The following is a 20613-nucleotide window of genomic DNA, read 5'->3' on the forward strand; positions in this document are numbered from 1 at the left end:
TCTGGTGACCGGTTGCGGGGAAGCCGACCGTCCCCCGCAGGAGCGTAAAGCGCCTTCGGAAAACGGGAGTTCACCCGCAGCCAGGGACGGCGCGGTGCCGAAGCCTCTGCCGGCAGACGCCCGCCCACCCGCCACCGGTAAGGGCTCCAAGAACCCCGACGACATCAACGGGGACGGATACCGCGACCTGTTGCTCTCGGTACCGGGACCGGCCCCCGCGAACGGACGCGTGGAGCAGCGGATCGGCGTGCTCTTCGGCTCGGCGCGCGGGCTCGACTCGACGACCCGGGCCGCGTACGGGCGCAGCGACTTGGGGCTGCCCGAACGCAGCGGCCCGGACGACGAACAGGGCGACTCCCTCGGTGTCGACGATGTACGCACCGCGGATCTGGACGGGGACGGCTTCCCCGACTTCGTGACGACGGAGCGCGCCGCCACCGGCCGCTCTGTCACCTATGTGGCGTGGGGATCGGCGCACGGCCCGACCGGGCGGCCCGCGACGCCGCTCGTGCTGCCGCCGGGCGCCGTGGTGACGGCCGGCGATCCGCTGGCTCGGGGCGACTTCGACGGGGACGGCCACCACGACCTGGCGATCGGCGGTGGAAGCGCCGCGGGACCCGACACGAGTCCGGGCCATGTGCGGATCCTGTTCGGGCCGTTCAGCCGCGCAGGGGCCGCCTCCCGCACCCGTACGCTCCCCGACTCCAGCGACATCGACCTGCTCGCGGCCCCCATCGACGCCTCCGGCGCGCACCGCGCGACGCCGCTTTATCTGCACCACGACGACGACGGCGAGCAGACCGCAGGAACGCTCTACCTGAACGGCTGGGCGCGTGGCCGCGAGACCCACGTCGGCAACGCCGTCGAGTTCGGTGACTTCGACGGCGACGGCACCCAGGACCTGGCGGTCAGTGACAGCGGCAGCCGCAACAACGAGGTCGAACCCGGATACGAGGACGAGGCGTCGCACGCCTTCGACGGATGGTTCCTCTACCCGGGCTCGGGCGCCGCACCCGTCCGGCACGAGGGGAAGGCCCTGGGCGACCCCCCGCGCCTCGCGATCGACCCGGACGGCGACGGCCGCGACGGATATGTGGCGGGTTCCGGGGCGGCCCTCGCATACGTGGACGGGGAGCGCCGCGTCCCTCTCGCGCACCGGATCCCTGCCCGGGTGGAGGGCCGGAAGGTGTCGAAGTACGCGCGGGCCGCGATGCCCGTCGCCGCGGCGGATTTCGACGGGGACGGCCGACAAGAGCTGGTCCTCGGGTGTTCCCCGGACTCGACGACCAGCGGGATCACCTACTGGTGGGTGACAGACGTCGAGACGCGACGCGACCTGATGTCCTTCTCCACGCGCGGCTTCGCGTCGTAGATGCCGGACTCCCTACGCCGCACAACGACAGGGGAGCTGCCGGGTCCCTGAACTCCTCGCATGCTTCGAGGGGTTAGGGAAGACTCGCCCTCGGGGGCGTGTACGTCGAGGCTCCGACGTGTAGCCCCGCAGCGGAGCGAGCGCCCGACCGCGAATCGACAGATCAGGTTGGCGCTCTAGCTTGCACCCGCCTGCCAGCCTGCCGCCAACACTTCGGTGAACCCCAGTCGGCGCGAGACGCGTCGAGCCGACGTTGGCGCTCTGAGTGGTGAGCGCCACCGGTTCGCCGGGCAGCGCTTCGGCGAGCCGGCCAATGCCGCCGCGCACGCCTGGGTGGCGTACCCGAACCCCCACGCCCGCGGCAGGAACAAGTAGCCCAGGTCGGCCTTCTCCGCAGCAGCCGTGCGACGGTGCCCCGTTGCTCTCCGCATCAGGATCTGGCCGATCATCGCCCCACCCCGCATGCGCGAAAGCCTCGGTGTGGGGCAGGATGAGCAGCGTTGTAGCGCTCTTCCCCAAGAGCGCATAGAGGCCGAGCTGTTCCGCGTGGACGAGCTCGGGTGATGTGAAGGACACACGTATGGCCAGCGGCACCGTGAAGTGGTTCAACAGCGAAAAGGGCTTCGGCTTCATCGAGCAGGACGGCGGAGGCCCCGACGTCTTCGCCCACTACTCCAACATCAGCGGCAACGGCTACCGCGAACTCGTCGAAGGCGAAAAGGTCACCTTCGACATCACCCAGGGCCAGAAGGGCCCCCAGGCGGAGAACATCATCCGCGGCTGACCACACACGGTCCTGAAAATCTGGGGGTGCCCGCCGGCAACGACGGGCACCCCCACACGCGGAGCTGACTCCGGTCGCGGAGCCGGCCCGGGACGACATCCGGCGCGGTCTGCCGGGTGCTCCGACGACACCGTCACATTCTCAACCAGCGTCTGGTCCGCAGGGACCTGCGAACTTGCGTCCGAACTCGGCTGCTCCCCTGGACAGTTCGCTCTTGCCTGGCTGGTCGAAGTTCGACGGCTGGGTGGATCTCGCCGACCAGGCGCCGCCCCAGGTCCTGGTCGGCATCGCTGAACCAGCCTGCCGAATTTCGATGGCATGCGCTCAACGTCAGAGGCCCGGGATACTCGTCACTTGCCAGTTCCGCTGAGATGGGCCGCCCACGGGTAGTAGACGTAGTCGAATGCTGCCGGCGCCCCGGTGATCTTGCTGCCGAGCCACACGTCGTTCGTCAGCTCGATGCCGGGGAACATCGGATTCATCTCGTCGTGCAGCTTCTTCTCCATCTGCACGACCAGCTTGGAGCGGGCGTTCTCGTCCTTCGTGCCGATCGCCTTGGCGTAGAGCCCGTCGACGCCCTTGTAGCCGGACTGGTTGAAGGTGCCGCCGGTCACCGCGGTGAGGCCCAGCCAGTCGAGCGGGTTCGGGATGTTCGGCCAGAACTGTGTGTACAGCAGGTCGGTGCTGCCGCGCGTCGCCGGGTCGTACAGGTAGTTCGAGTAGCCGGTCGCGGGGACGACGTTGAGCTTGAACTTCAGGCCGATCTTGTCGGCCGCGTCCTTGATCCCGACGCCCAGTTGCTGCGTCTCCGCCTGCTGCGGGACCACGAGGCTGATCTGCTTCGACTTCACGTCGGCCGGGACGCCGGCGAGCAGCTTCTTCGCCGCGTCTGTCTTGGCGGTGCCGTCGGTCTTGACCGAGTCGGCGTACGAGGTCAGGTCGTCCTTTGCGAAGCCGTACACGGCGGGAACGGTCTGCAGCGAGGCAGGGGTCCCCTCACCGCCGTACACCTGCTTGCCGATGCCCTTCCAGTCGATGGCCATCTGGAGCGCCTTGCGCACGTCGGCGTTGCCCATCGCGCCCTTGTTGTTCGCGACCACCAGGGTGACGGCCAGGGGCGCGGGACCCGAGTAGAGCTTGCCCGCCGAGGAGGCCCGCAGTTGGGACAGGCCGGCCATCGGCGGGCCGTACGTGCCGTCGATCTGGCCCGAGAGCAGGCCGGAGGTGATCGCGGAGTCGTCGGTCAGGAAGGTGAAGTCGATGTTCTTCACCTTCAGCGGCAGCGACTTGTTCCAGTAGCCGTCGTAGCGGCTCGCGGTGATCGACTGGCCTCGGGTCCACTTGGCGAACTTGTACGGGCCGGTGCACATGACACCGACGCCGGGCGTGCCGACCTTCTTGCCGTGCTGCTCGTAGAACTTCTTCTGGACCACGACGCCGGCGTAGCTCGCCAGTTCGTCGTTGAAGAGGTAGTCGGGCTTCTTGAGCTTGACGGTCACTTCGGCGGTGTCCGTCTTCGTGACCGAGGCGACGTTCGTGTACAGGTAGCCGTAGAAGCTCGACTTGTCCGTCATGTTGTGGCGCATGCTCCACACGACGTCGTCGACGGTCATGGGCGAGCCGTCCCAGAAGGTGACGCCGCTGCGCAGCTTGTAGACCCAGGTCTTCGGGTCGGGGTTCGTGTACGACGTCGCCAGGTTGGGCTTGATCTTGAAGTCGGGCGTCTGGGCGAGGAGGGTCTCGCACATGTTCGAGTTGATCATGTTCGGCGTGTAGTCGGCCGACTGGAAGGGGTCGACGGTCTGCGGCTCACCCTGGAAGACGTTCCAGGTGATCTTGTCGACGGAGCCCGAGCCCTTCGGCGTGAAGGTGGTCAGCGCGTCGGAGGACTTGTTGGCTTCGGTGCCGGTGGTGCCGCCTGCTCCTCCGGAGCAGCCGGCCAGTACGAGGGTGGTGGCGGCTAGGGCGAGCGCCGCTGTCTGTCTGCGCGGGTGGGGTGGGTTCATGGCGCAACTCCTGGTCAGTGTCGAGCGGTGAGGGTTTCGGGGTCCCACCCGCTGCGCGGGACGCTGTCGCGCAGCAGGCGGGTGTAGGGGTCCTGAGGGTTGTCGAGCACGTCGGCGGTGGGCCCTTGCTCGACGACGGCGCCGTGGCGCATGACGATCGTGTCGTCGGTGACCTGGCGGATGACGGCGAGATCGTGGCTGATGAACAGGTAGCTCACGCCACGCTTGCGTCGGATGTCCGAGAGCAGATTGAGGATCTGGGCCTGGATCGAGACGTCCAGGGCCGACACGGCCTCGTCGAGGATGAGGATGTCCGGATCGGCGGCGAGCGCGCGGGCGATGGCGACGCGTTGGCGCTGTCCTCCGGACAGTGACCTCGGCAGTGCCGCGAGCTGCCGGTCGTCGAGTCCGACGAGCTCGGCGAGTTCGCTCACGCGCTTCCGGGTCTCGTCGCGGCCGAGCCGGGTGTGGACGCCGACGACTTCAGCGAGGCAGTCGCCGACGCGCTGGCGGCGGTCGAGGGAGGTGTACGGGTCCTGGAAGACGATCTGGATGTCCCGGCCCCGCTCGCGGCGACTGCGGGCGGAACGCGCCGGATGGGTGCGGTCCTCGCCTCGGTAGGTGATGCGACCGCCGGAGGGACGCTCCAGGCCGATGATCATCCGCGCGGTGGTCGTCTTGCCGGAGCCGGATTCGCCGACGATGCCGAGGGATCCGCCCGGGGCCAGGGCGAAGCTCACGTCGGCGACCGCGGTCGCCTGGGCTCGCCCGTGACCGAACGTCTTGGTCAGGTGCTCGACCACGAGCAGTGGTTCGGACCTGGTCCGATCGGTCCTGGCCCGATCGGTCGCGGCCTGTTGGGTCATCGCGGGACCTCCTCGTTCGAAGCGGTGCCGAGGGGCGTCTGCGGCACCATCCGGCCGCGCAGGCCGGGCATCTGGACGCACCGGGTCTGCGACGGACCGATCTGCAGCAGGGGCGGCACCCCTGCCCGGCACTCCTCCTCCACGAAGCGACAGCGCGGTGCGAACGCGCAGCCGTCCGGTGCCTCGTAGGCCGTGGTCGGGTGACCGCTGATCGCGGGCAGCCGATCGACGCGTCGGTCGATCTCGGGCCGCGCCTGCACCAGTGCGGCGGTGTACGGGTGGAGCGGGTCCTCGTGCAGCTTCACCGAGGCCTGACGCTCCATGACCTGGCCGGCGTACAGCACGATCGTCTCGTCGCACACGGCGCCCGCGAGCTCCAGGTCGTGCGTGATGAAGAGCATCGCCATGCCGTACTCGCGTTGCATGCGCCTCAGGATCGCCATCACCTCCGCCTGTGTGGTGACGTCGAGCGCGGTCGTCGGCTCGTCCGCGAGGATGAGCCGGGGCCGTGCGGCGACCGCGGCGGCGATCATCACCCGTTGCAGCAGACCGCCGGAGAGTTCGTGCGGGAACTGCCGCAGCCGGCGCTCCGGGTCCGTGATTCCGACCTCGGCGAGCAGCTCCTGTGCGCGCTTGCGGGCGGCTGACTTCGGTATCCGGTCGTTGATGCGCATCGCCTCGGTGAGGAAGTCGCCGATCGTCCGTACGGGGTTCGTGTAGGCCCGCGCGTCCTGGAAGATCATCGCGACGTCCTTCGCCCGGTAGGACCGCAGGGCGTCGGCACGCAGGTCGAACACCTCGGCGCCGTCGAAGCGGACACCGCCCCGGACGTCGGCGCCGTCGGGGAGCAGGCGCGCGATGGTGCGCACCGTCATCGACTTGCCCGAGCCGGACTCGCCGACCAGGCCGAGTGTGCTGCCGCGGTCGAGCGAGAACGAGACGTCGCGCAACACGGTGCGCAACTCGCCCGCGACCGGCAGCTGGACGGTCAGATCCTCAACTTCGAGAAGTGTGTTCACGAGCGTGCCTCCCAGCGCTCCGTGAGCCGGTCGCCGAGCATGTTGACGGCGCCGACGGTGAGGACGATGAGCGCGCTGGCGTACAGGGCCTCCTGCGGGTGCTGCTGCAGCACACCGGCCATACCGGTGCCGACCATCGCGCCCCAGTCCGAGGTCGGCGGCTGTACCCCGAGGCCGATGAAGGAGAGGCCGGCGAGGTCCATGAGGGCGAAGCCGAAGGCGAGTGTCGCGTTGGCGACGATCAGCCCGCCCACGTTGGGCAGGATGTGCCGCAGAGCGATCCGCAGCCCGTGCACTCCCTGGACCCGCAGCGCCGCGACGTAGGGCAGGTTGCGCTCGCGCAGCGCCGCGCTGCGCACGATCCGTGCGATGTAGGGGATGTAGGCGATGGACAGCGCCGCGACGGCAGCCGGCAGGCCGGAGCCGAACAGGGCGGTCGCCAGGATCGCGAGCAGCAGGCCGGGGAAGGCGAACACCGCGTCGACGACGCGCACCACCATCTGGTCGAACCAGCCGCCGAACCATACGGCCGCGAGCGCGAGGATCGTCCCGAGGAGCGTCGAGATCGCCACGACGAGGAACGGTCCGATCAGGGCGGTGCGGGAGCCGTGGACGAGGCGCGCGAGAAGGTCCCGCCCGCTCGCGTCGGTTCCCAGCAGGTGCGTGCCGCTCGAACTCTGGTAAGCGCCGGAGAGATCGACCGTGTTGGGGTCGTGCGGTGAGAGGAGCGGCGCGAGGAGGGCGCAGCAGACGACGAGTCCGAGGAGCGCGAGGGCCACCCAGCCGGACATGCCGATGCCGCTCGTACGACGCGTCGTGCGCCGGCCGGCCTTTCGGGCTCCGATACGGCGTACCGCTGCTGTTGCGCTCATGAGTCCTTCTTCCCGATCGACACGCGCGGGTCGAGCAGTGTGTAGGCGATGTCGATGAGGGTGTTCAGCACGATGAAGGCGGCGACGTACAGCAGACAGATCGCCTGTACGACGGGGAAGTCCTTCTGCTGGACCGAACTGACGAGGAACTGGCCGAGCCCGCCGAGCTGGAAGACCTGTTCCACGACGACGCTGCCCGCGATCAGGCCCGCGATCGTGAGACCGGCGACGGTGAGCACCGGCATCGCGGCATTGCGCATCACATGTCTGCGCACGACGGCCCCGCGGGGCAGTCCGCGGCTGATCGCCGTCTGCACGTGATCGGCCGACAGCTCCTGCCGGACCGCGGTCTGGGCGAGTCGCGCGACGAACGCGACGGAGGCGAGCGCGAGGGCGACCGCCGGCAGGACCAGGTGGTAGACCTCGTCGAGGCCCGCGCGGCCGGCGCCGAACACCGGGAACCACCTCAGGTCGACCGCGAACACGACGATCAGCACGACCGCTCCGACGAACGTCGGCACCGCCATGACTCCGGTCGCGCCGGCCATGGCCGACCGGGACAGCCAGCCGGGCCTGAGGCCGGCGAGCGTGCCGATGGCCAGACCGACGACCAGGACGATCGCGGCGGCCATGACGACGAGCAGCGTGGTCACCGAGGCGCGGCTTCCGACCAGCGACGACACCGGCTGGTTGTAGATGATCGAGGTTCCGAAGTCGCCGTGCAGCACGCCGCCCAGCCATCTCAGGTACTGCTGCCAGATGGAGTCGTCGAGGTGGTACTCGGCCTTGATCGCGGCGATCGCTTCGGGGGTCATGGTGCGACCGTGCGTGAGATACGTGAGTGGGTTTCCCGGTGCGGCGTAGAGCGCTCCGAAGACGACCAGGCTCGCGATGAACAAGGTCACCGCAAGGCCCGCGATGCGAAGGGACACGAACCGCAGGATCGCCCCGCCGGGCCGCTGCTTCGCCTTCGCCTCGGCCTGCCCTGCGGGCACGGGCGAGGTCATGGTCGCGTCAGTCATCGGTTCACCTCCGGCTGCGTGTGATGGACCGTGCGGCCACCGACGACCGTCCGCAGCACTCGCGTGTCGAGCAGTTCCTCGAGCGGCCGGGCGAAGATGTCCCGGTCGAGCACGATGAAGTCGGCGTACAGCCCCTCGGCGAGGCGGCCGTGCAGGTGCTCGGAGCGGCTCGCCCAGGCGGCGTCACGTGTGGCATGCACGATCGCGTTCGCGAGCGGCAGCGCGTAACGCGCGAGGTTGGCGGGCAGCGACGGGTCCATCGCCGAGCGCCGTGTCGCCGCGATGAACATGTTGGGCAGCGGCGCGTGCGGCGAGGTCGGGGAGTCGGTGCCGAGTACGAGGGTGGCCCCGGCATCGGTCATCTCCGGCCAGGGGAAGCCGCGTTCGACCCGTTCGTCGCCGAGTACGCGTCGCCAGTTCTCCTGGATGGCCGGATCGGCGTGCACGGGTTGCATGCTCGCCGTGATGCCGAGTGCCGCGAGCCGGTCGATGTCCGCGGCGTCGACGACTTCGAGGTGTTCTATGCGGTGGCGGCGCTCCTTGGGGCCGTTGACGGCGACGGCGTGCTCGACGGCGCCGATCGCGACGCGGATCGCCTCGTCACCGATGGCGTGCATGGCGACCTGCAGGCCGGCCGCGTCCGCGGCGGCCACCACCGGTGCGAGCTCGGCAAGGCTCCAGATCGGGTCGGCGGTCGTGCCGTTCGCGTAGGGCTTGCCGAGGGATGCGGTGCACCCGTCGACGGTTCCGTCGACCATGACCTTGATGCCGGTCACACGCAGGAACGGGGTCGATCGGTGGGTGGCCCGTTCGACCACGCGCTCGACCTGGGCCAGATTCCGGGCCTCGTCGCCGGTGGGCTGGACGCGCCAGAACGCGCCGATGCGGGTGGTCAGGACGCCCGCCGCGTCGGCACGGCACATCGCCGCGTAGTCGTCCTCGTTCAGCGCCATCTCGGTCGAACCGACGACCCCGGACTCGGCGTACGCCGCGAGGGCGACCGCCAGGGCCTCGTCACGGTCGGCGTCCGTGGTGAAACCGTCGAGCACCGGCCACACGAGGTGGTGCATCGCGGTCTCGTCGACCAGGCCGGTGGCCGCGCCCGTCTCGTCCCGGTGGACCGTGCCCCCGGGCGGCGACGCGGTGGCGTCATCGATGCCGGCTTCGGCGAGGGCCGCCGAGTTCAGCCAGATCGAGTGGAAGTCGTAGGCCTGCGCGTAGACGGGCCGCTCGGCGACGACGGCGTCGAGCATGCCTCGATCAGGTACGCCGCCCGGGATGTCACCGTGCTTCCACCCGGTGGCGAGGACGCGCGGTGCGTCGGGGTTCTCCCGCGCCCACGTCCGGATGCGCCGCTGGATCTCCTCCACCGAATTGGCGCCCCAGAGATCGACCCGGGCCGCCGCTTCGCCGGTGCCGACGACGTGCGCGTGGCCGTCGACGAATCCGGGGAGGACGGTCGAGCCGTCGAGGTCGTGGATCAGCGCATCCGGTCCGGCCACGCGTATCGCGGTGGCTTCGTCGCCGACGTAGGCGAGCCGGTCGCCCACCACCACGAGCGATTCGGCCCAGGTGCGTCGGTCGGAGGTGAAGATGCGGGCGTTGCGGTAGAGATGAGCGGTCATGGTCACGTGGTTGTCCATCGGGTTCCTCAGAACTGGTCGAGACCCGCGCGGGCCGCGGTGTCGGGGTTGCCGGCCCGGTGCTCGAGGGCGAAGCCGGGAAGGTCGAGAGATGCCGTGAGCAACGTGCTCCACTGTTCGTGGCGCGGCTGGGACGTGTCGGCGTGGACGCACACCACGGCGCCGTCGCCGTCGGTGCCGCAGAAGGCGGCCGCGCGCTCCGTCGCTGAGCGGCCGGTCATGCCGCCACGCACACCGCGCGCGTGCTCGTACCGCTCGACCGACGCCGATTCGGGGGTACTGGTGTCGCCGTCGGCGAGAGCGGGATCGAGAAAGTGGTTCGTGTGGATGACCCATCCGTCGGTGCCGGGCCGCACCACGGCGATTCCGGCGGGTGACATCTCGATGGACGCCGCTTCGGCGTGGCCGTCACGGTGGCTCGCGACGGTCAGCACGGTGGATGCGCTCAAGGTCGCGGAGGCTGCGATGTCGCGGGCCTCCGCCACCGTCGTCGCCTCCTCGAGGACGCGGCGGGCCACCGCATGGACAGGTACGCCGCCGGTGGCGTCGTCGGAGCGGTGCCTGAGGATGTTGAAGTGCAGGCCGAGGCCGGCATCGTTCACCCCGATCTTCGCGGCCGTGCCGAACTCGGTGAAGAGCTTCACCCGGCGCCCTGTTCCGGTCACGAGCGACAGCAGGAGGCCGTCGGGAGTGAGCGCGTCGTGCCAGTCCCACGTCTGGATCGTCTCGGGCGGCCCGCCCGCGGGCGGCGCGTACACGGCGGTCGTGCACTCACCCTTCCCCAGGGGCGCTGTGGCGAGCACCTCGGTCCGCGCGCCGACCGCGGCCACCTGCCACGGCTCGATCCCTGCCGCCTCGGCGATTCCGTCGGACTCCTCGGCCAGACCCGGGTACCAGTCGCGCAAGGCGTCGTGACTGCGGGCGGCGATGTCGCGGACGGTCGTCTCCGAGATGCCCAGAACCTCGAAATGCGCGAGGTACCGGGCGCTGACGTCACGCACCTGATCCGCGAATCGCGTGCCGATCTCGCGTCCCCGGTCGTGGGAGTCAGAAGTGTTCGTGCGCAGTGTGTGCAGCTTCATCGTGTTGCTGTCCGACCTTTGCTTGTGAAGCACGTCACGGTGAGAGGTGGGCGATAAGCTAGATCCATAAAACGTTTAATACAATGCGTCGCCCATGTCGCCCTCTGCTCTCCCCGTCGCCCGGCCCGCGTCGGAAACCCCGATCCGGCGGCGCGAACGCAACAGCTGAAGGTCCGAACTGAGGAGGTTGCCGTGGCTCGTTCGAAGGGCGTGACCATTCGCGATGTCGCCCAGCGCGCGGGTGTCTCGGTCGCGGCGGTGTCGATGGCTCTCAATGACACCGGAACGCTGAGCGCGGCCACGCGACTGCGCGTCCGGGCCGTCGCCGAGGAGATGGAGTACGAAGCCGATGCACTCGCGCGCGGCCTGCGACGCTCGTCGGTCGGGGCCATCGGGCTCGTCATGCGATCGCTGGACGCGCTGGGTGAGTACGCGCCTCGGGGCGTCGATGTGTTCACGCGCTACATCGGTGCCGCCTCGGCGCAGGCGATGGATCGTGGACTCAGCCTGATGCTCGTGCCCGACCCGACCAGGCGGCCGACACCACCACTGGCGCTGTCGCTCGATGGCTACATCGTGACGATGCCGCACGTGGACGATCCGGTGATCGGTCTCCTCGAACGGCGCGGGATCCCGTACGTGACGCTGGGACGCGACCCCAGCCGCCCGGATTTCACCGACTGGGCCACCGAGAACGACAGCGCCAACTTCCGGCGCATCTACGAGCACTTCGCCGCATCCAGTGCCCGATCGATCGTACTGTTGCGCGGAACCGACCCCAATGCCTGGAACATCGACAGCGAGGCGACGTATCGCACATGGTGCGAGAGCGTCGGCATCACGCCGCGCGTCTACATGTCGGCCGAGCGCGCCGGCGAGCACGGCGGTGAGAACATCGCACACACGATCGTGGACGACGGAATCCCCGATGCGATCCTGTGCCACACCGGCCGTCAGGCGGTCGGAGTGCTCGCGGGCCTCACGGCTCGCGGCGTCGCTGTGCCCGACAGGACGATGCTTGCCGCGGCTTCCGACTCCGAGCACACCCGGCACAGCCGACCCGCCATCTCTGCGGTCGAACTGCACGCCGCGGAAACGACGTTGGCGCTGCTGGATCTTCTCCAGGCGCGCATCGCGGGCGAGCCGAGCGCGGGACCGGTCCTGACAACCGCCCGGTTCCGGGTCCGCGCATCCTCGCGACGCACCGACACCCATTCCTGATGCACACCCAGCCGAGGGCAGGCGAGAGTCGTCACGCCAGTGCGTCGGTGGCTTTGACGATCAGGGCGCGGGCTTCTGCCTCGTACACGGCCATGAGAGCGCGGATGTCGCAGTGCCCGAAGTCCAGGGCACGGAAGTCTGAGATGACGCGCAGGTCGCCGGTCTGGGCGATGACGTAGGTAGAGAGGTTGTTGCTGCGGGTCCAGCGCGTGTCGTGGCGCTGGGCGTAGTCGGTGCGGTCGGTGTGCCAGGCGGGGGTGATGCCGTTCTTGGGCACATTGGAGGCGCGGGCGCGGACGCCGCGTGGTCCGTTGGTGGCGGCGGAGGCGGACTGGGCTTCCCAGCCGATGCGGCGTCCGTCGGCGCCTTCTACGGGGGTGTCGGTCGGTATTCAGCTGCGGCCCACGCGGGTGCGTTCCTCGCTGTTGCCGTAGAAGCCGCTTTCGTACGCGGCCCGCAGGATCCGTTCTTGGTAGGCCTTGTGCTCGTCGCTCACGGCGGTGGTGTGGCGGTTCTCGTCTTCGGCCTTCTCGTGGACGACTTCACGCCGGCCGTTGGCCCGCAGCCCAGCTGCGGCGCCCTCGTTGTGCTGGCCGGACGACTCGCCGTGACGTGCCGAAGGGCAGTGCGGACCGCGCGACGCAATGGCGACAGTCTCACCGAGCCCGTACCGCAGCAGGCAATGCTTGCCGGCGTGTGAATGTCAGGCCGCCACCCCCGATTGTTGACTGCGCGACCGGAGGCGATCGAAGTCGCCCGATGGTGAGCCGTGGCCCTCGATGGTGGGATGTCGCCGGGCCCGGGTGAGAACCATCGTGCGGCACATGGGGGCGCGCAGAATTGCAGCGACCTGCCGATGGGGTGACGCTGAGAATCCACAGTTTGAAGTGGAGCAGCCGGCTATGGGCAGACTGGTCGTTGTCGGGGTGGATGGCTCGTCAATGAGTCTCAACGCCGTGGAAGCAGCCGCCACAGCAGCAGCACGGCGCGGTGCGGCGTTGCGTGTGGTACATGCTGAGGTTCCGGTCAAGCCGAGGCTCATGGTGCCGGACCCGGCTTCCAGCGCGCTGGTCCACGAAGCGGCGGCCCATGCCCTTGTCATGGCGCCTGAGGTCGTGGTGACCAGGAGCGTGGTGACGGGTGATGTGGTGCACGTGCTGGAAGCCGAGTCACAGGGTGCGGACCTGATCGTCGTCGGCTCCAGAGGCATGGGGCGCATCACGGGCCTGCTGCTGGGATCCACTCCGGTGTCCTTGGCGGCCCGCAGCCATTGCCCCGTGATGACGGTCCGCGAAAAGCACCAGACACCCGCTGCCGCAGGGCCTGTGGTACTCGGGGTCGACGGCTCGCCAGACAGCGACGAGGCCGTCGACGTCGCCTTCGCCGAAGCCGCGCAGCGCCAGGCTGAACTCCTGGCCGTTCATGCATGGCAGCCGGGCGAGGCATCGCCCGGGACAACCCCCGAGTCTGCAGAGCAATTGCTGGCTCAGGCGATTGCCGGCCGCACGGAGGCCTATCCGGACATCACCGTCAGACGTGAGCTGGTGGGCGGCAAAGCGCGTGAGGTCCTGCTCGAGGCGAGCAAGACCGCTCAGCTGCTGATTGTCGGCGCTCGTGGGCGCAGCGGCATTGCCGGACTGCTCCTGGGGTCGGTGAGCCAGGCCGTGATGACCCGCGCGCACTGCCCCGTCGTCACCGTTCGCAGGACGGCATGAGCAGGCCAAAAGCGCACGCCGGTCCTCATCCGTGAGGCAGCACTGTCAGGCTCAGAGTTGGCTCGACCCGATGGACCGGACAGCCGCGAGGGAAACTCAGCAGCCGGCTCCGAACAGACCGGGTGTTGCCGGCACGCCGAGGAGTGCTGACGGGCGGTGCCTCAGGACACGATTGGAGCCCAGCGGCCCACTCTGCAGAAGTGACCGCCAGGGGCTTCTCGCTAGTGCTGGTGCGTCCTGTGCCGCTGCTGCCCGACCGTTGACTGCGCGCCGTGACGATCCCCGTTGCCCACGGCCAAGTCGAGAAGCACCTTCGGGTCTTCCACCGGCGCCCAAGGTCCGTGGAACACCCCAGAAGACCCAGAATGGATCTGCGCTACTCAACCGTAAACACGTCCCACCCACCCCTGCTTTCACCTTCGTGCGGGGACTCCCACATGCGGACCAGCCAGCTCCGCGGGAGGGCCCCTGTCCTGCCTCAGACAAGGCCGGACAGGGCCACGCCCTCCCCAGCAACCTCCAGGCCCTGATCCTCGAACATCCCTGCGGGCGCGGGGGCGGCGAGGATCAGCGCGTGCCCATCCCCGCGGCCGCGAGGGCCGACTCGAGGAACACGTGGGCTGCCCCTCGTAGTTCGGACCATCCGCGCGGGCGCGGCGGCAACCCCCTGCTTCCCTACGCCACCGCAGGCCCCTTCGGACCATCCCGCGAGCGCCGGACGCAGCGTGCCTGGCGCAGCCACCTGGGGCACCGCTCAGGAGCCGCAGAGTGTCGTCCGGTGCGGCGGGACCCGGCTGAGGAAAACTGGCCGCCAGGGACAACCACCGGGCGAAAGAGACCACAGGATGACCATGGACGCTCAGCCGGCTCCCGTTCGGGTCCTGGTATTCGGCGCTGCGCTGCGCACCGGATCCACCAACGCGCAGCTGGCCTCGCTGGCGTCGAACCTGATCGTCGAGACCGGTGCCGAGGTTGACCTGGCCAGAATGCGGGATTTCGACATGCCGCTGTACGACGGGGATGTGGAGGATTCCGAAGGGCTGCCCGCCGGTGCCCTGGCCCTGTGCGAAAGGATCAAGCGCTGCGATGCGTTCGTGATCGCGTCGCCCGAGTACAACGCCTCCGTTCCAGGACTTCTGAAGAACGCCATCGACTGGGTCTCCCGGGTTCGGCCACAGCCGTTCAAGACCAAGCACGCGCTGCTGGTCTCGTCCTCCCCGTCGATGATCGGCGGCAACCGCGGCCTGTGGGCGCTTCGGGTCCCGCTGGAACACCTGGGGACACGGGTCTACCCCGACATGTTCAGCCTGCCCCGCGCGTACGAGGCCTTCACCGACGACGGCCACCTCGCCCACCCCGGCTCCCAGGAGCGACTCGCCGACACCATCTGCGGCTTCATGCGGCTCGTACGCGCCGACGTGGAGTTCGTGTGCCTGCAGCGTCGCTGGTACGAGTTCCCCGGCGATCGCACCGACGCCCTGGTCACCCACCGGAGCGAGGACTGACCCGCGTTTGCTGACCTGCCGTTCGGTAGCTTGCCCTGCTGGACATAGCCCCCAGCAAGAGTCGAACGCCCAATCGGAGTGACAACAAGCCTGCCCATGTGACAACTGACGTGCTTCGGCTCAACAATGTGCTCCGGGGATCGCGGCCGCCTCAGGGACGATTACCAGTCGAACTCCAGGCGCTCGACGGCCATCAAGCACACCTCCTCCAGAGACCCGGCGCGCCGGCCGCCATCCTGGAATTACTCCTCCTTGAGCGCTTCGGCGGCGATCTCCTGCAACTCGTGGTCACTGACACCGGCCTCCTGGGCGTTGAAGTGGCGGGCGGCACCCCGCTCGCGGTCATCCTGACCGGTGGCAACCGCAACGACGTCACCCAACCGAGACCGACGCTCCGACGTCTCAAGTGCGTGCAGGCAACACAACCTGCGGCATATGCCAGTGGGCGTCGATTCAGCGGCCAGCGGGGCGGCCGACCACCAGACTGGAGGGGTGACGACACACCGCTCCTCCCCTGACGATCTCCGTGCTGTTCTCTTCGACTCAGGCGGCGTGCTGATGCAGCCGATCGGCGGCCGATGGAACCCACGAGCCGACTTCGAGCAGACCGTCCTCTCCCACGCCCCCTCGATCACGCCGGATCAGTTCGCGGCGGCCATCATCACGGGCGACCAATTCTTCGCCGCCTCGTCGTCGACACCCGACTATGACGACTACCACCGGGTGATGCTTCGTGACCTCGGTGTGGAACCAACCGTGCGGCTCCTCGCCGACCTGCGTCGTGAGGTCCCGCCCGCCACGGTCCTGGAGACGTACCCGGAGGTCATGGGAACTCTGGAAGAGCTGAGCCGGCGGGGCGTGCGGATGGCGGTGGTCTCGGACGCCTGGCCCGATCTGCCCGACCTCCACGCCGGACTTGGGATCGGCCAGTTCTTCGAGGCGTACGCGATCTCTGCCGAACTAGGCTGCGACAAGCCGGACCCGCGCATGTACCACCACGCCAGCACCGCGCTGAATCTCGCCCCCGCACAATGCCTGTTCGTCGACGACGATCCGAGCCTGGTCGCCGCCGCGATCACACTCGGATACGCAGGACGCGCGGTCTGCCGCAGCTCGACAACTTCGGATGTTCCCTCCATCGCGTCCCTGGAGGAACTACTGGACCTCTTCTGACGCGGTCCAGTACGGCCCTTTGGCGCTCTGCTGGACGGCAGCCACGGTTCTGTCAGCAGAGCGTCGGTCAACCGTCAAGGACCAGCAGTGCGGATCCTTTGAATCGAGCGTCGGTTCGATCTGGCGGGATGCCAGCTGGCCGCTGAGTCATGAGGCGTCGGCGTAGGCGAGGTGGGTGCCGCAGATGGTGCAGCGGAAGAGCATGGCAGTAGCCCCCTCGCCGAGGTGGGTCAGGAACTGCTCCAGTTGGGCCGCGTCGTGCCAGCCGTCCATACGCAGGTCTTGCCTGAGCTGGTCGAGGGCCTCGGGGTGGGCCGCTAGTTCGCTGTATCCGACCTCGCTGATGAAGGCGGCCGCGTCGTGGCAGTGAGCGAGCCAGCGCGGATCCTGCCAAGCATGAAAGCCGGGAGTGCGGCGGGTCACCTCGTGCAGGATCTCCTCGCTGACGCCGTCGAGTCCGTAGGAATCGGTGAATTCGCCGGCGAACCTTTCAGCCGCACTGCCGTCTGAGATGCACCAGGGGCACAAGGGGCCGTTGACCTCTTGGGCGGTGAAGAAGGTAGCTGTATAGATCCACCCCATGGCGCGGCTGCAGCACACGCATGTCTCGGTGCTCTCGCGGATGGACCCGCTGGCGAGCGGATCGGGGTGGTAGCGGAAGGCGGGCAGGTCAGCACTCACCAGCGCAGTCTGTCCGCAAGGAAGTCCCGTGATCAAGCGGCGAGAAGGCATTCCTGCCGATCGGATGCCGGTCCAGAGACGCCGGAGAGCGAGGCATCCACATCTCTCCCTTCCAGCAGCGCCCTGGCGAGACGTGGGTTTCATACGCCGCCCGGATAGGGATCACGCGTCAGGAGACGGCGAAGACCTGGTGAGAGATGGGTCAAAGGATCAACGCCGCCTACGGGCTCCCCCGATCCGGAACCGGACTGGGCCAACCCCTCCACCCTGGCCATGTAGGACAACCTCCCGTGGCTGAACCCAACCGGTCAGGCATCGCTTCGGAACCGGCTCAAGGTGGCCTGGCCACCCACCTGGCCCCATGGGAAAGCGTGCAACCTGCCGTGGACCTGATCTCCGTTGCCCATCCGGCACTGTCAGCAGCGCGCTGGGCAACCTACTTCCGCAGACACAGCAACTCCCCGCCGTCGCCCGGACCGGGATGAGCCCATCAATGATCTCGAAGTACCTCAAGAAGGGCTTCGGCTTTGCCTGGGAAGGGGGAACGCTCATCCTCAGGACCGCGGGCGAGAAGATCATCCCCGTAGTGAACGCTGTGAGCACCGCCAAGGATGTGTACGACGCAGTGTGTGGGTGACGAAGGTTCGGAAAATGGCCCGCCGGAAGGCCATGCAATTGGCCCACGCATTTGGGCCGCTCTGTCCTTAGGGTCGGAAGCGTGACTACGACGGCGCCTACCGGCCCTCCTCGTTCGCGGTTGTGTGCGGTGGCGGGCATGGACGGGTGGCGCTGAGGTTGGTCAGAGCGGGCGGTCGGCCTCTTGAAGGACCGATGCCGGCGCCCACAAGGCGCGATGCCCGTCTCTCCTGAACATCCCTTCTCAGAGGAACCCTTCATGCGAGCCATCACCGTCCAGGACCGTGACGCCGGTGTCAGCGGCCTGGCCCTCACCGAGCTGCCCCGTCCGCACGCCGCCGAGAACGACGTGATTGTGCAGGTCCACGCTGCCGGGTTCACGCCGGGCGAGCTGGACTGGCCCGGCACCTGGACCGACCGGGCCGGTCGTGACCGAACCCCGAGTGTGCCCGGCCACGAGCTGTCCGGTGTGGTCACCGAGTTGGGCTACGGCACCACCGGCCTGACGGTCGGGCAGCGCGTGTTCGGCCTGACCGACTGGACCCGCAACGGCTCGCTGGCCCAGTACACGGCGGTCGAGGCCCGCAACCTCGCCCCGCTCCCGGCCGATGTCGACCACGTCACGGCCGCCGCACTGCCGATCTCCGGGCTCACCGCCTGGCAGGCCCTGTTCGACCACGCCCACCTGCTCACCGGCCAGAGCGTTCTCATCCACGGCTCCGCGGGCGGTGTCGGCTCCATCGCTGTGCAGCTGGCCCGCGGGGTGGGCGCCCGGGTGATCGGCACTGGCCGGGCCGGCGACCGCGACACCGTCCTCGGCCTGGGCGCGGACGCCTTCGTCGACCTCCAGGCGGAGAAACTGGAGGACATCGGCGAGGTTGACGTGGTGCTCGACGTGATCGGCGGCGAGATCCTCGCACGCTCCACCGCACTGGTCCGCCCCGGCGGCACCCTGGTCACCATCGCCGAGCCGGTCACCGTCCACCCCCGCGACGGGCGAGCCGTCTTCTTCGTCGTCGAACCCGACCGGGCCCGCCTTGCCGACCTCGCTCAGCGGCTGCGGGACGGCCGCCTCAAGCCGATCGTCGGCGCGGTCCGGCCGCTCGCCGAGACGGCAGCCGCGTTCGCCCCGGACAAGCGCACCCCCGGCAAGACGATCATCCGCGTCACCGAAGATGAGTGAGAAATGCCCGGTTCGGTGATCCGGCGGTCGCCTGGCTCACACCATGATGCATGTCTCAGCCCTGGAGAACCCAGGGAGCGGTGGCCGAGCCGAAGGGGCCCACTACGACGAAATTCCGGTGCCGATCGTCGTGCGCAACCAGGACCAACGGCCCGGGTCGCCTCACCCCTGCGGTGTCGTGCAGCTCGAGAAGCCGCACACGACAGATTCCGAGTTGTCCTGTTGAGGCCGTCGCCACCGACCATGAATACGGTGCCCATCTGGCCGTGCGCCATCTGGCCCAACAAGGGGCGCCGCCGTATCGCGTTGCTGCGGTTCGACACGCTGACCGCTCCCATGCTGCAGGTCGGCTACGAGCAGGCCCTGACCGCTCTGGGGCTGCAGCCCTGCCCTCCCGAGGTGCCGTGTGCGCTGGAGGAGAACGATATGGCCGACTTGGACCGCAAGTGCGATCAATTGGTGCACGCCATCAAGGACGGCCGACTCGACGCGGTCCTGGTGCACAACGACTCCATCGCCCTTCCACTGGTGAGCCGGCCGCGCGCGGCCGGCGTGCAGGTCCCCGACGACCTGGCCGTCGTCACCTACGACGACGAGCTCGCCGCCCTGGCCGACCCCCCAGTCACTGGAGTGGCGCCCCCTCGGAAGGCGGTGGGCGCCGCGGCCGTAGAGCTGCTGGTCAGAAGACTGCAGGATCCGGGCCGTCCGACGCACCACCTCAAACTGCGCCCGGCGCTGAACGTGCGGGGGTAGCCCCCGTCGGACGGGTTGGCACTGCCGGGCCGAGCTGGCCCGGCAGTCGGCCGTTCTCGTGGACGAAACCACCGGCTAACTACTCTGTAGTTGACCTGACAATTCTTGGGCGTCATGTCCGACAGTGGTCCCAGTACCAAGTACCGTACCTGGGACCAGGGTTGGACTCCGCGCGAAGCGGACCGCTATCTGGCCCATCCGTGCCTCGAAGGCCTTCTTCCAGCGGGCACGGTCACTCTGCGGCCGGCGGCAACGGCACTGACTTGAAGAGTCCACACGCCTGGATGCCGCTTGGGCCACGGGTGCCGAAGCCGACGCTCGACCTTGGGCGACAGCGGCTCGAACACCGCCCACAACTCGTCGTCAGCCTCCCACGGCTTCGACCGAGCCATCCCTCGCCCCCGGATGGGGAGTCGACCCCCTCGGGGCACCGGAGACAGTGATCGGAGGGCTTCACCGAACTGCCTGATGAGGACAGCGACTTCACCGATGCGGTTCCAAGGCATCCACGACAGGCCGCACCTAGGGAACGAGCCTCTAGGGTCACGGTATGACCAGAACATTCATATGGCTTCTCGCATGCGCCGGGTTCGCTACGACCCTATGGCTGCTGACCAGCGCACCCGACATCAGCTCGGGCTACCCCCTCTCCAAGTGCCACTCCGTCCTCGGCACCGAATGGACCCCCAATTACGGATCGATGGAGAGGGGGGCGGAGACAACGTGCGCCTCGCTCCAGACACGACGTCTGGGGTGGGCTGTGCTGGTGTCGGTGCCGACGTTGGTGCTGACGACCGCGGGGATGCGAAAGCGGGGCAACTGAGCCTGTTCGGGTTCCAGTCGACTCTGCCCAATGGCTGCACCGATGTACCCATAGTCGACGTCGTCACCTGAGACACAGACGCCCCAAGGTCGGCAGGCCGCCGGCAACTTCCTGCCAGCTGACCGAGGGGGCCGCTCGCCCTGCCGCTGCCGCGAAGCTGTGCACCTAGCGTTCGACGCGGGCTGGAGCTGCGCCGGTCCTCACGACCTCTACCAGATCCGCTGATCACAAAACACTGGCAGCCGGACCATACCCGG

At 68.6% G+C, this 20613-nt stretch carries 20 protein-coding genes; 9 read left to right on the plus strand and 11 right to left on the minus strand.

What is annotated here, in order from left to right:
- Positions 1-94: 94 nt before the first annotated feature.
- Positions 95-1372, plus strand: coding sequence for an FG-GAP repeat domain-containing protein (locus ACFC96_RS32040; RefSeq protein WP_376615419.1), 1278 nt, complete (start codon positions 95-97; stop codon positions 1370-1372).
- Positions 1373-1548: 176 nt separating this feature from the next.
- On the opposite strand, the gene ACFC96_RS32045 is transcribed toward ACFC96_RS32040, so the two are convergent.
- Positions 1549-1899 (minus strand): GNAT family N-acetyltransferase, encoded by a 351-nt coding sequence (locus ACFC96_RS32045; protein ID WP_376615421.1) that lies wholly within the window; start codon positions 1897-1899, stop codon positions 1549-1551.
- A 53-nt stretch (positions 1900-1952) separates the two neighbouring features.
- Between ACFC96_RS32045 and ACFC96_RS32050 the strand changes: the two genes are divergently transcribed.
- Positions 1953-2156 (plus strand): cold-shock protein, encoded by a 204-nt coding sequence (locus tag ACFC96_RS32050; RefSeq protein WP_340458024.1) that lies wholly within the window; start codon positions 1953-1955, stop codon positions 2154-2156.
- 350 nt (positions 2157-2506) lie between these two features.
- Here ACFC96_RS32050 and ACFC96_RS32055 read toward each other — a convergent pair whose 3' ends face one another.
- Genes ACFC96_RS32055 through ACFC96_RS32085 form a run of 7 tightly spaced genes read right to left on the minus strand, consistent with a single transcriptional unit; the run spans position 2507 to position 10666 of the window.
- Positions 2507-4162 carry an ABC transporter substrate-binding protein gene (locus ACFC96_RS32055; protein WP_376615423.1) on the minus strand — a complete coding sequence of 552 codons (1656 nt, stop codon included), beginning with the start codon at positions 4160-4162 and terminating at the stop codon, positions 2507-2509.
- Positions 4163-4176: 14 nt separating this feature from the next.
- Positions 4177-5028: an ABC transporter ATP-binding protein gene (locus ACFC96_RS32060; RefSeq protein WP_376615425.1), complete on the minus strand. Its 852-nt coding sequence runs from the start codon at positions 5026-5028 to the stop codon at positions 4177-4179.
- Positions 5025-6047, minus strand: coding sequence for an ABC transporter ATP-binding protein (locus ACFC96_RS32065; protein WP_376615426.1), 1023 nt, complete (start codon positions 6045-6047; stop codon positions 5025-5027). The genes ACFC96_RS32060 and ACFC96_RS32065 overlap by 4 nt, the downstream gene beginning before the upstream one ends.
- A complete protein-coding gene (locus ACFC96_RS32070; protein WP_376615428.1) occupies positions 6044-6919 on the minus strand; it encodes an ABC transporter permease in 876 nt (291 codons plus the stop codon). The genes ACFC96_RS32065 and ACFC96_RS32070 overlap by 4 nt, the downstream gene beginning before the upstream one ends.
- A complete protein-coding gene (locus tag ACFC96_RS32075; RefSeq protein WP_376615430.1) occupies positions 6916-7941 on the minus strand; it encodes an ABC transporter permease in 1026 nt (341 codons plus the stop codon). The genes ACFC96_RS32070 and ACFC96_RS32075 overlap by 4 nt, the downstream gene beginning before the upstream one ends.
- The gene (locus ACFC96_RS32080; RefSeq protein ID WP_376615432.1) at positions 7938-9584 is read right to left on the minus strand and encodes an amidohydrolase; all 1647 of its coding nucleotides are present in this window, start codon (positions 9582-9584) and stop codon (positions 7938-7940) included. Before ACFC96_RS32080 ends, ACFC96_RS32075 begins: the two co-directional genes overlap by 4 nt.
- An 8-nt stretch (positions 9585-9592) precedes the next feature.
- The gene (locus ACFC96_RS32085; protein ID WP_376615433.1) at positions 9593-10666 is read right to left on the minus strand and encodes a C45 family autoproteolytic acyltransferase/hydolase; all 1074 of its coding nucleotides are present in this window, start codon (positions 10664-10666) and stop codon (positions 9593-9595) included.
- A gap of 192 nt (positions 10667-10858) precedes the next feature.
- Here ACFC96_RS32085 and ACFC96_RS32090 point away from each other — a divergent pair, with 192 nt between their 5' ends.
- The gene (locus tag ACFC96_RS32090) at positions 10859-11887 is read left to right on the plus strand and encodes a LacI family DNA-binding transcriptional regulator (protein ID WP_376615434.1); all 1029 of its coding nucleotides are present in this window, start codon (positions 10859-10861) and stop codon (positions 11885-11887) included.
- 31 nt (positions 11888-11918) lie between these two features.
- On the opposite strand, the gene ACFC96_RS32095 is transcribed toward ACFC96_RS32090, so the two are convergent.
- Complete coding sequence (locus ACFC96_RS32095) at positions 11919-12164, minus strand: hypothetical protein (protein ID WP_376615436.1); 246 nt, start codon at positions 12162-12164, stop codon at positions 11919-11921.
- A gap of 625 nt (positions 12165-12789) precedes the next feature.
- Between ACFC96_RS32095 and ACFC96_RS32100 the strand changes: the two genes are divergently transcribed.
- Both ACFC96_RS32100 and ACFC96_RS32105 read left to right on the plus strand, forming a co-directional pair.
- Positions 12790-13602: a universal stress protein gene (locus ACFC96_RS32100; protein WP_376615438.1), complete on the plus strand. Its 813-nt coding sequence runs from the start codon at positions 12790-12792 to the stop codon at positions 13600-13602.
- Between the two features lie 845 nt (positions 13603-14447).
- Complete coding sequence (locus tag ACFC96_RS32105; protein WP_376615439.1) at positions 14448-15107, plus strand: NADPH-dependent FMN reductase; 660 nt, start codon at positions 14448-14450, stop codon at positions 15105-15107.
- Between the two features lie 242 nt (positions 15108-15349).
- Here the strand turns inward: ACFC96_RS32105 and ACFC96_RS32110 are convergent, their stop codons facing one another.
- Entirely contained in the window at positions 15350-15487 is a 138-nt protein-coding gene (locus ACFC96_RS32110; RefSeq protein WP_376615441.1) for a hypothetical protein, read from the minus strand.
- Positions 15488-15599: 112 nt separating this feature from the next.
- Here ACFC96_RS32110 and ACFC96_RS32115 point away from each other — a divergent pair, with 112 nt between their 5' ends.
- Positions 15600-16280: an HAD family hydrolase gene (locus tag ACFC96_RS32115; protein WP_376615443.1), complete on the plus strand. Its 681-nt coding sequence runs from the start codon at positions 15600-15602 to the stop codon at positions 16278-16280.
- Between the two features lie 147 nt (positions 16281-16427).
- Here ACFC96_RS32115 and ACFC96_RS32120 read toward each other — a convergent pair whose 3' ends face one another.
- The gene (locus tag ACFC96_RS32120) at positions 16428-16961 is read right to left on the minus strand and encodes a CbrC family protein (protein WP_376226486.1); all 534 of its coding nucleotides are present in this window, start codon (positions 16959-16961) and stop codon (positions 16428-16430) included.
- Between the two features lie 493 nt (positions 16962-17454).
- On the opposite strand from ACFC96_RS32120, the gene ACFC96_RS32125 reads away from it, so the two are divergent.
- From ACFC96_RS32125 to ACFC96_RS32135, 3 genes are all read left to right on the plus strand, one after another.
- On the plus strand, positions 17455-17598 hold the full coding sequence (locus ACFC96_RS32125; RefSeq protein WP_376615445.1) for a hypothetical protein: 144 nt from the start codon (positions 17455-17457) through the stop codon (positions 17596-17598).
- Positions 17599-17856: 258 nt separating this feature from the next.
- On the plus strand, positions 17857-18780 hold the full coding sequence (locus tag ACFC96_RS32130; RefSeq protein ID WP_376615447.1) for an NADP-dependent oxidoreductase: 924 nt from the start codon (positions 17857-17859) through the stop codon (positions 18778-18780).
- A 252-nt stretch (positions 18781-19032) separates the two neighbouring features.
- Positions 19033-19533: a substrate-binding domain-containing protein gene (locus tag ACFC96_RS32135; protein ID WP_376615449.1), complete on the plus strand. Its 501-nt coding sequence runs from the start codon at positions 19033-19035 to the stop codon at positions 19531-19533.
- The last annotated feature ends 1080 nt before the right edge of the window (positions 19534-20613 follow it).

Origin of the sequence: Streptomyces sp. NPDC055955 (assembly GCF_042270245.1) — a bacterium.
Lineage (GTDB): Bacteria > Actinomycetota > Actinomycetes > Streptomycetales > Streptomycetaceae > Streptomyces.

What these genes read in the sequence shown, in the direction of transcription:
- ACFC96_RS32045 (WP_376615421.1), bottom strand. Translation starts at nt 1,899, where the DNA reads ATGCGCTCTTGGGGAAGAGCGCTACAACGCTGCTCATCCTGCCCCACA.
- ACFC96_RS32050 (WP_340458024.1), top strand. Translation starts at nt 1,953, where the DNA reads ATGGCCAGCGGCACCGTGAAGTGGTTCAACAGCGAAAAGGGCTTCGGC.
- ACFC96_RS32055 (WP_376615423.1), bottom strand. Translation starts at nt 4,162, where the DNA reads ATGAACCCACCCCACCCGCGCAGACAGACAGCGGCGCTCGCCCTAGCC.
- ACFC96_RS32060 (WP_376615425.1), bottom strand. Translation starts at nt 5,028, where the DNA reads ATGACCCAACAGGCCGCGACCGATCGGGCCAGGACCGATCGGACCAGG.
- ACFC96_RS32070 (WP_376615428.1), bottom strand. Translation starts at nt 6,919, where the DNA reads ATGAGCGCAACAGCAGCGGTACGCCGTATCGGAGCCCGAAAGGCCGGC.
- ACFC96_RS32075 (WP_376615430.1), bottom strand. Translation starts at nt 7,941, where the DNA reads ATGACTGACGCGACCATGACCTCGCCCGTGCCCGCAGGGCAGGCCGAG.
- ACFC96_RS32080 (WP_376615432.1), bottom strand. Translation starts at nt 9,584, where the DNA reads ATGGACAACCACGTGACCATGACCGCTCATCTCTACCGCAACGCCCGC.
- ACFC96_RS32085 (WP_376615433.1), bottom strand. Translation starts at nt 10,666, where the DNA reads ATGAAGCTGCACACACTGCGCACGAACACTTCTGACTCCCACGACCGG.
- ACFC96_RS32100 (WP_376615438.1), top strand. Translation starts at nt 12,790, where the DNA reads ATGGGCAGACTGGTCGTTGTCGGGGTGGATGGCTCGTCAATGAGTCTC.
- ACFC96_RS32105 (WP_376615439.1), top strand. Translation starts at nt 14,448, where the DNA reads ATGACCATGGACGCTCAGCCGGCTCCCGTTCGGGTCCTGGTATTCGGC.
- ACFC96_RS32125 (WP_376615445.1), top strand. Translation starts at nt 17,455, where the DNA reads ATGATCTCGAAGTACCTCAAGAAGGGCTTCGGCTTTGCCTGGGAAGGG.
- ACFC96_RS32130 (WP_376615447.1), top strand. Translation starts at nt 17,857, where the DNA reads ATGCGAGCCATCACCGTCCAGGACCGTGACGCCGGTGTCAGCGGCCTG.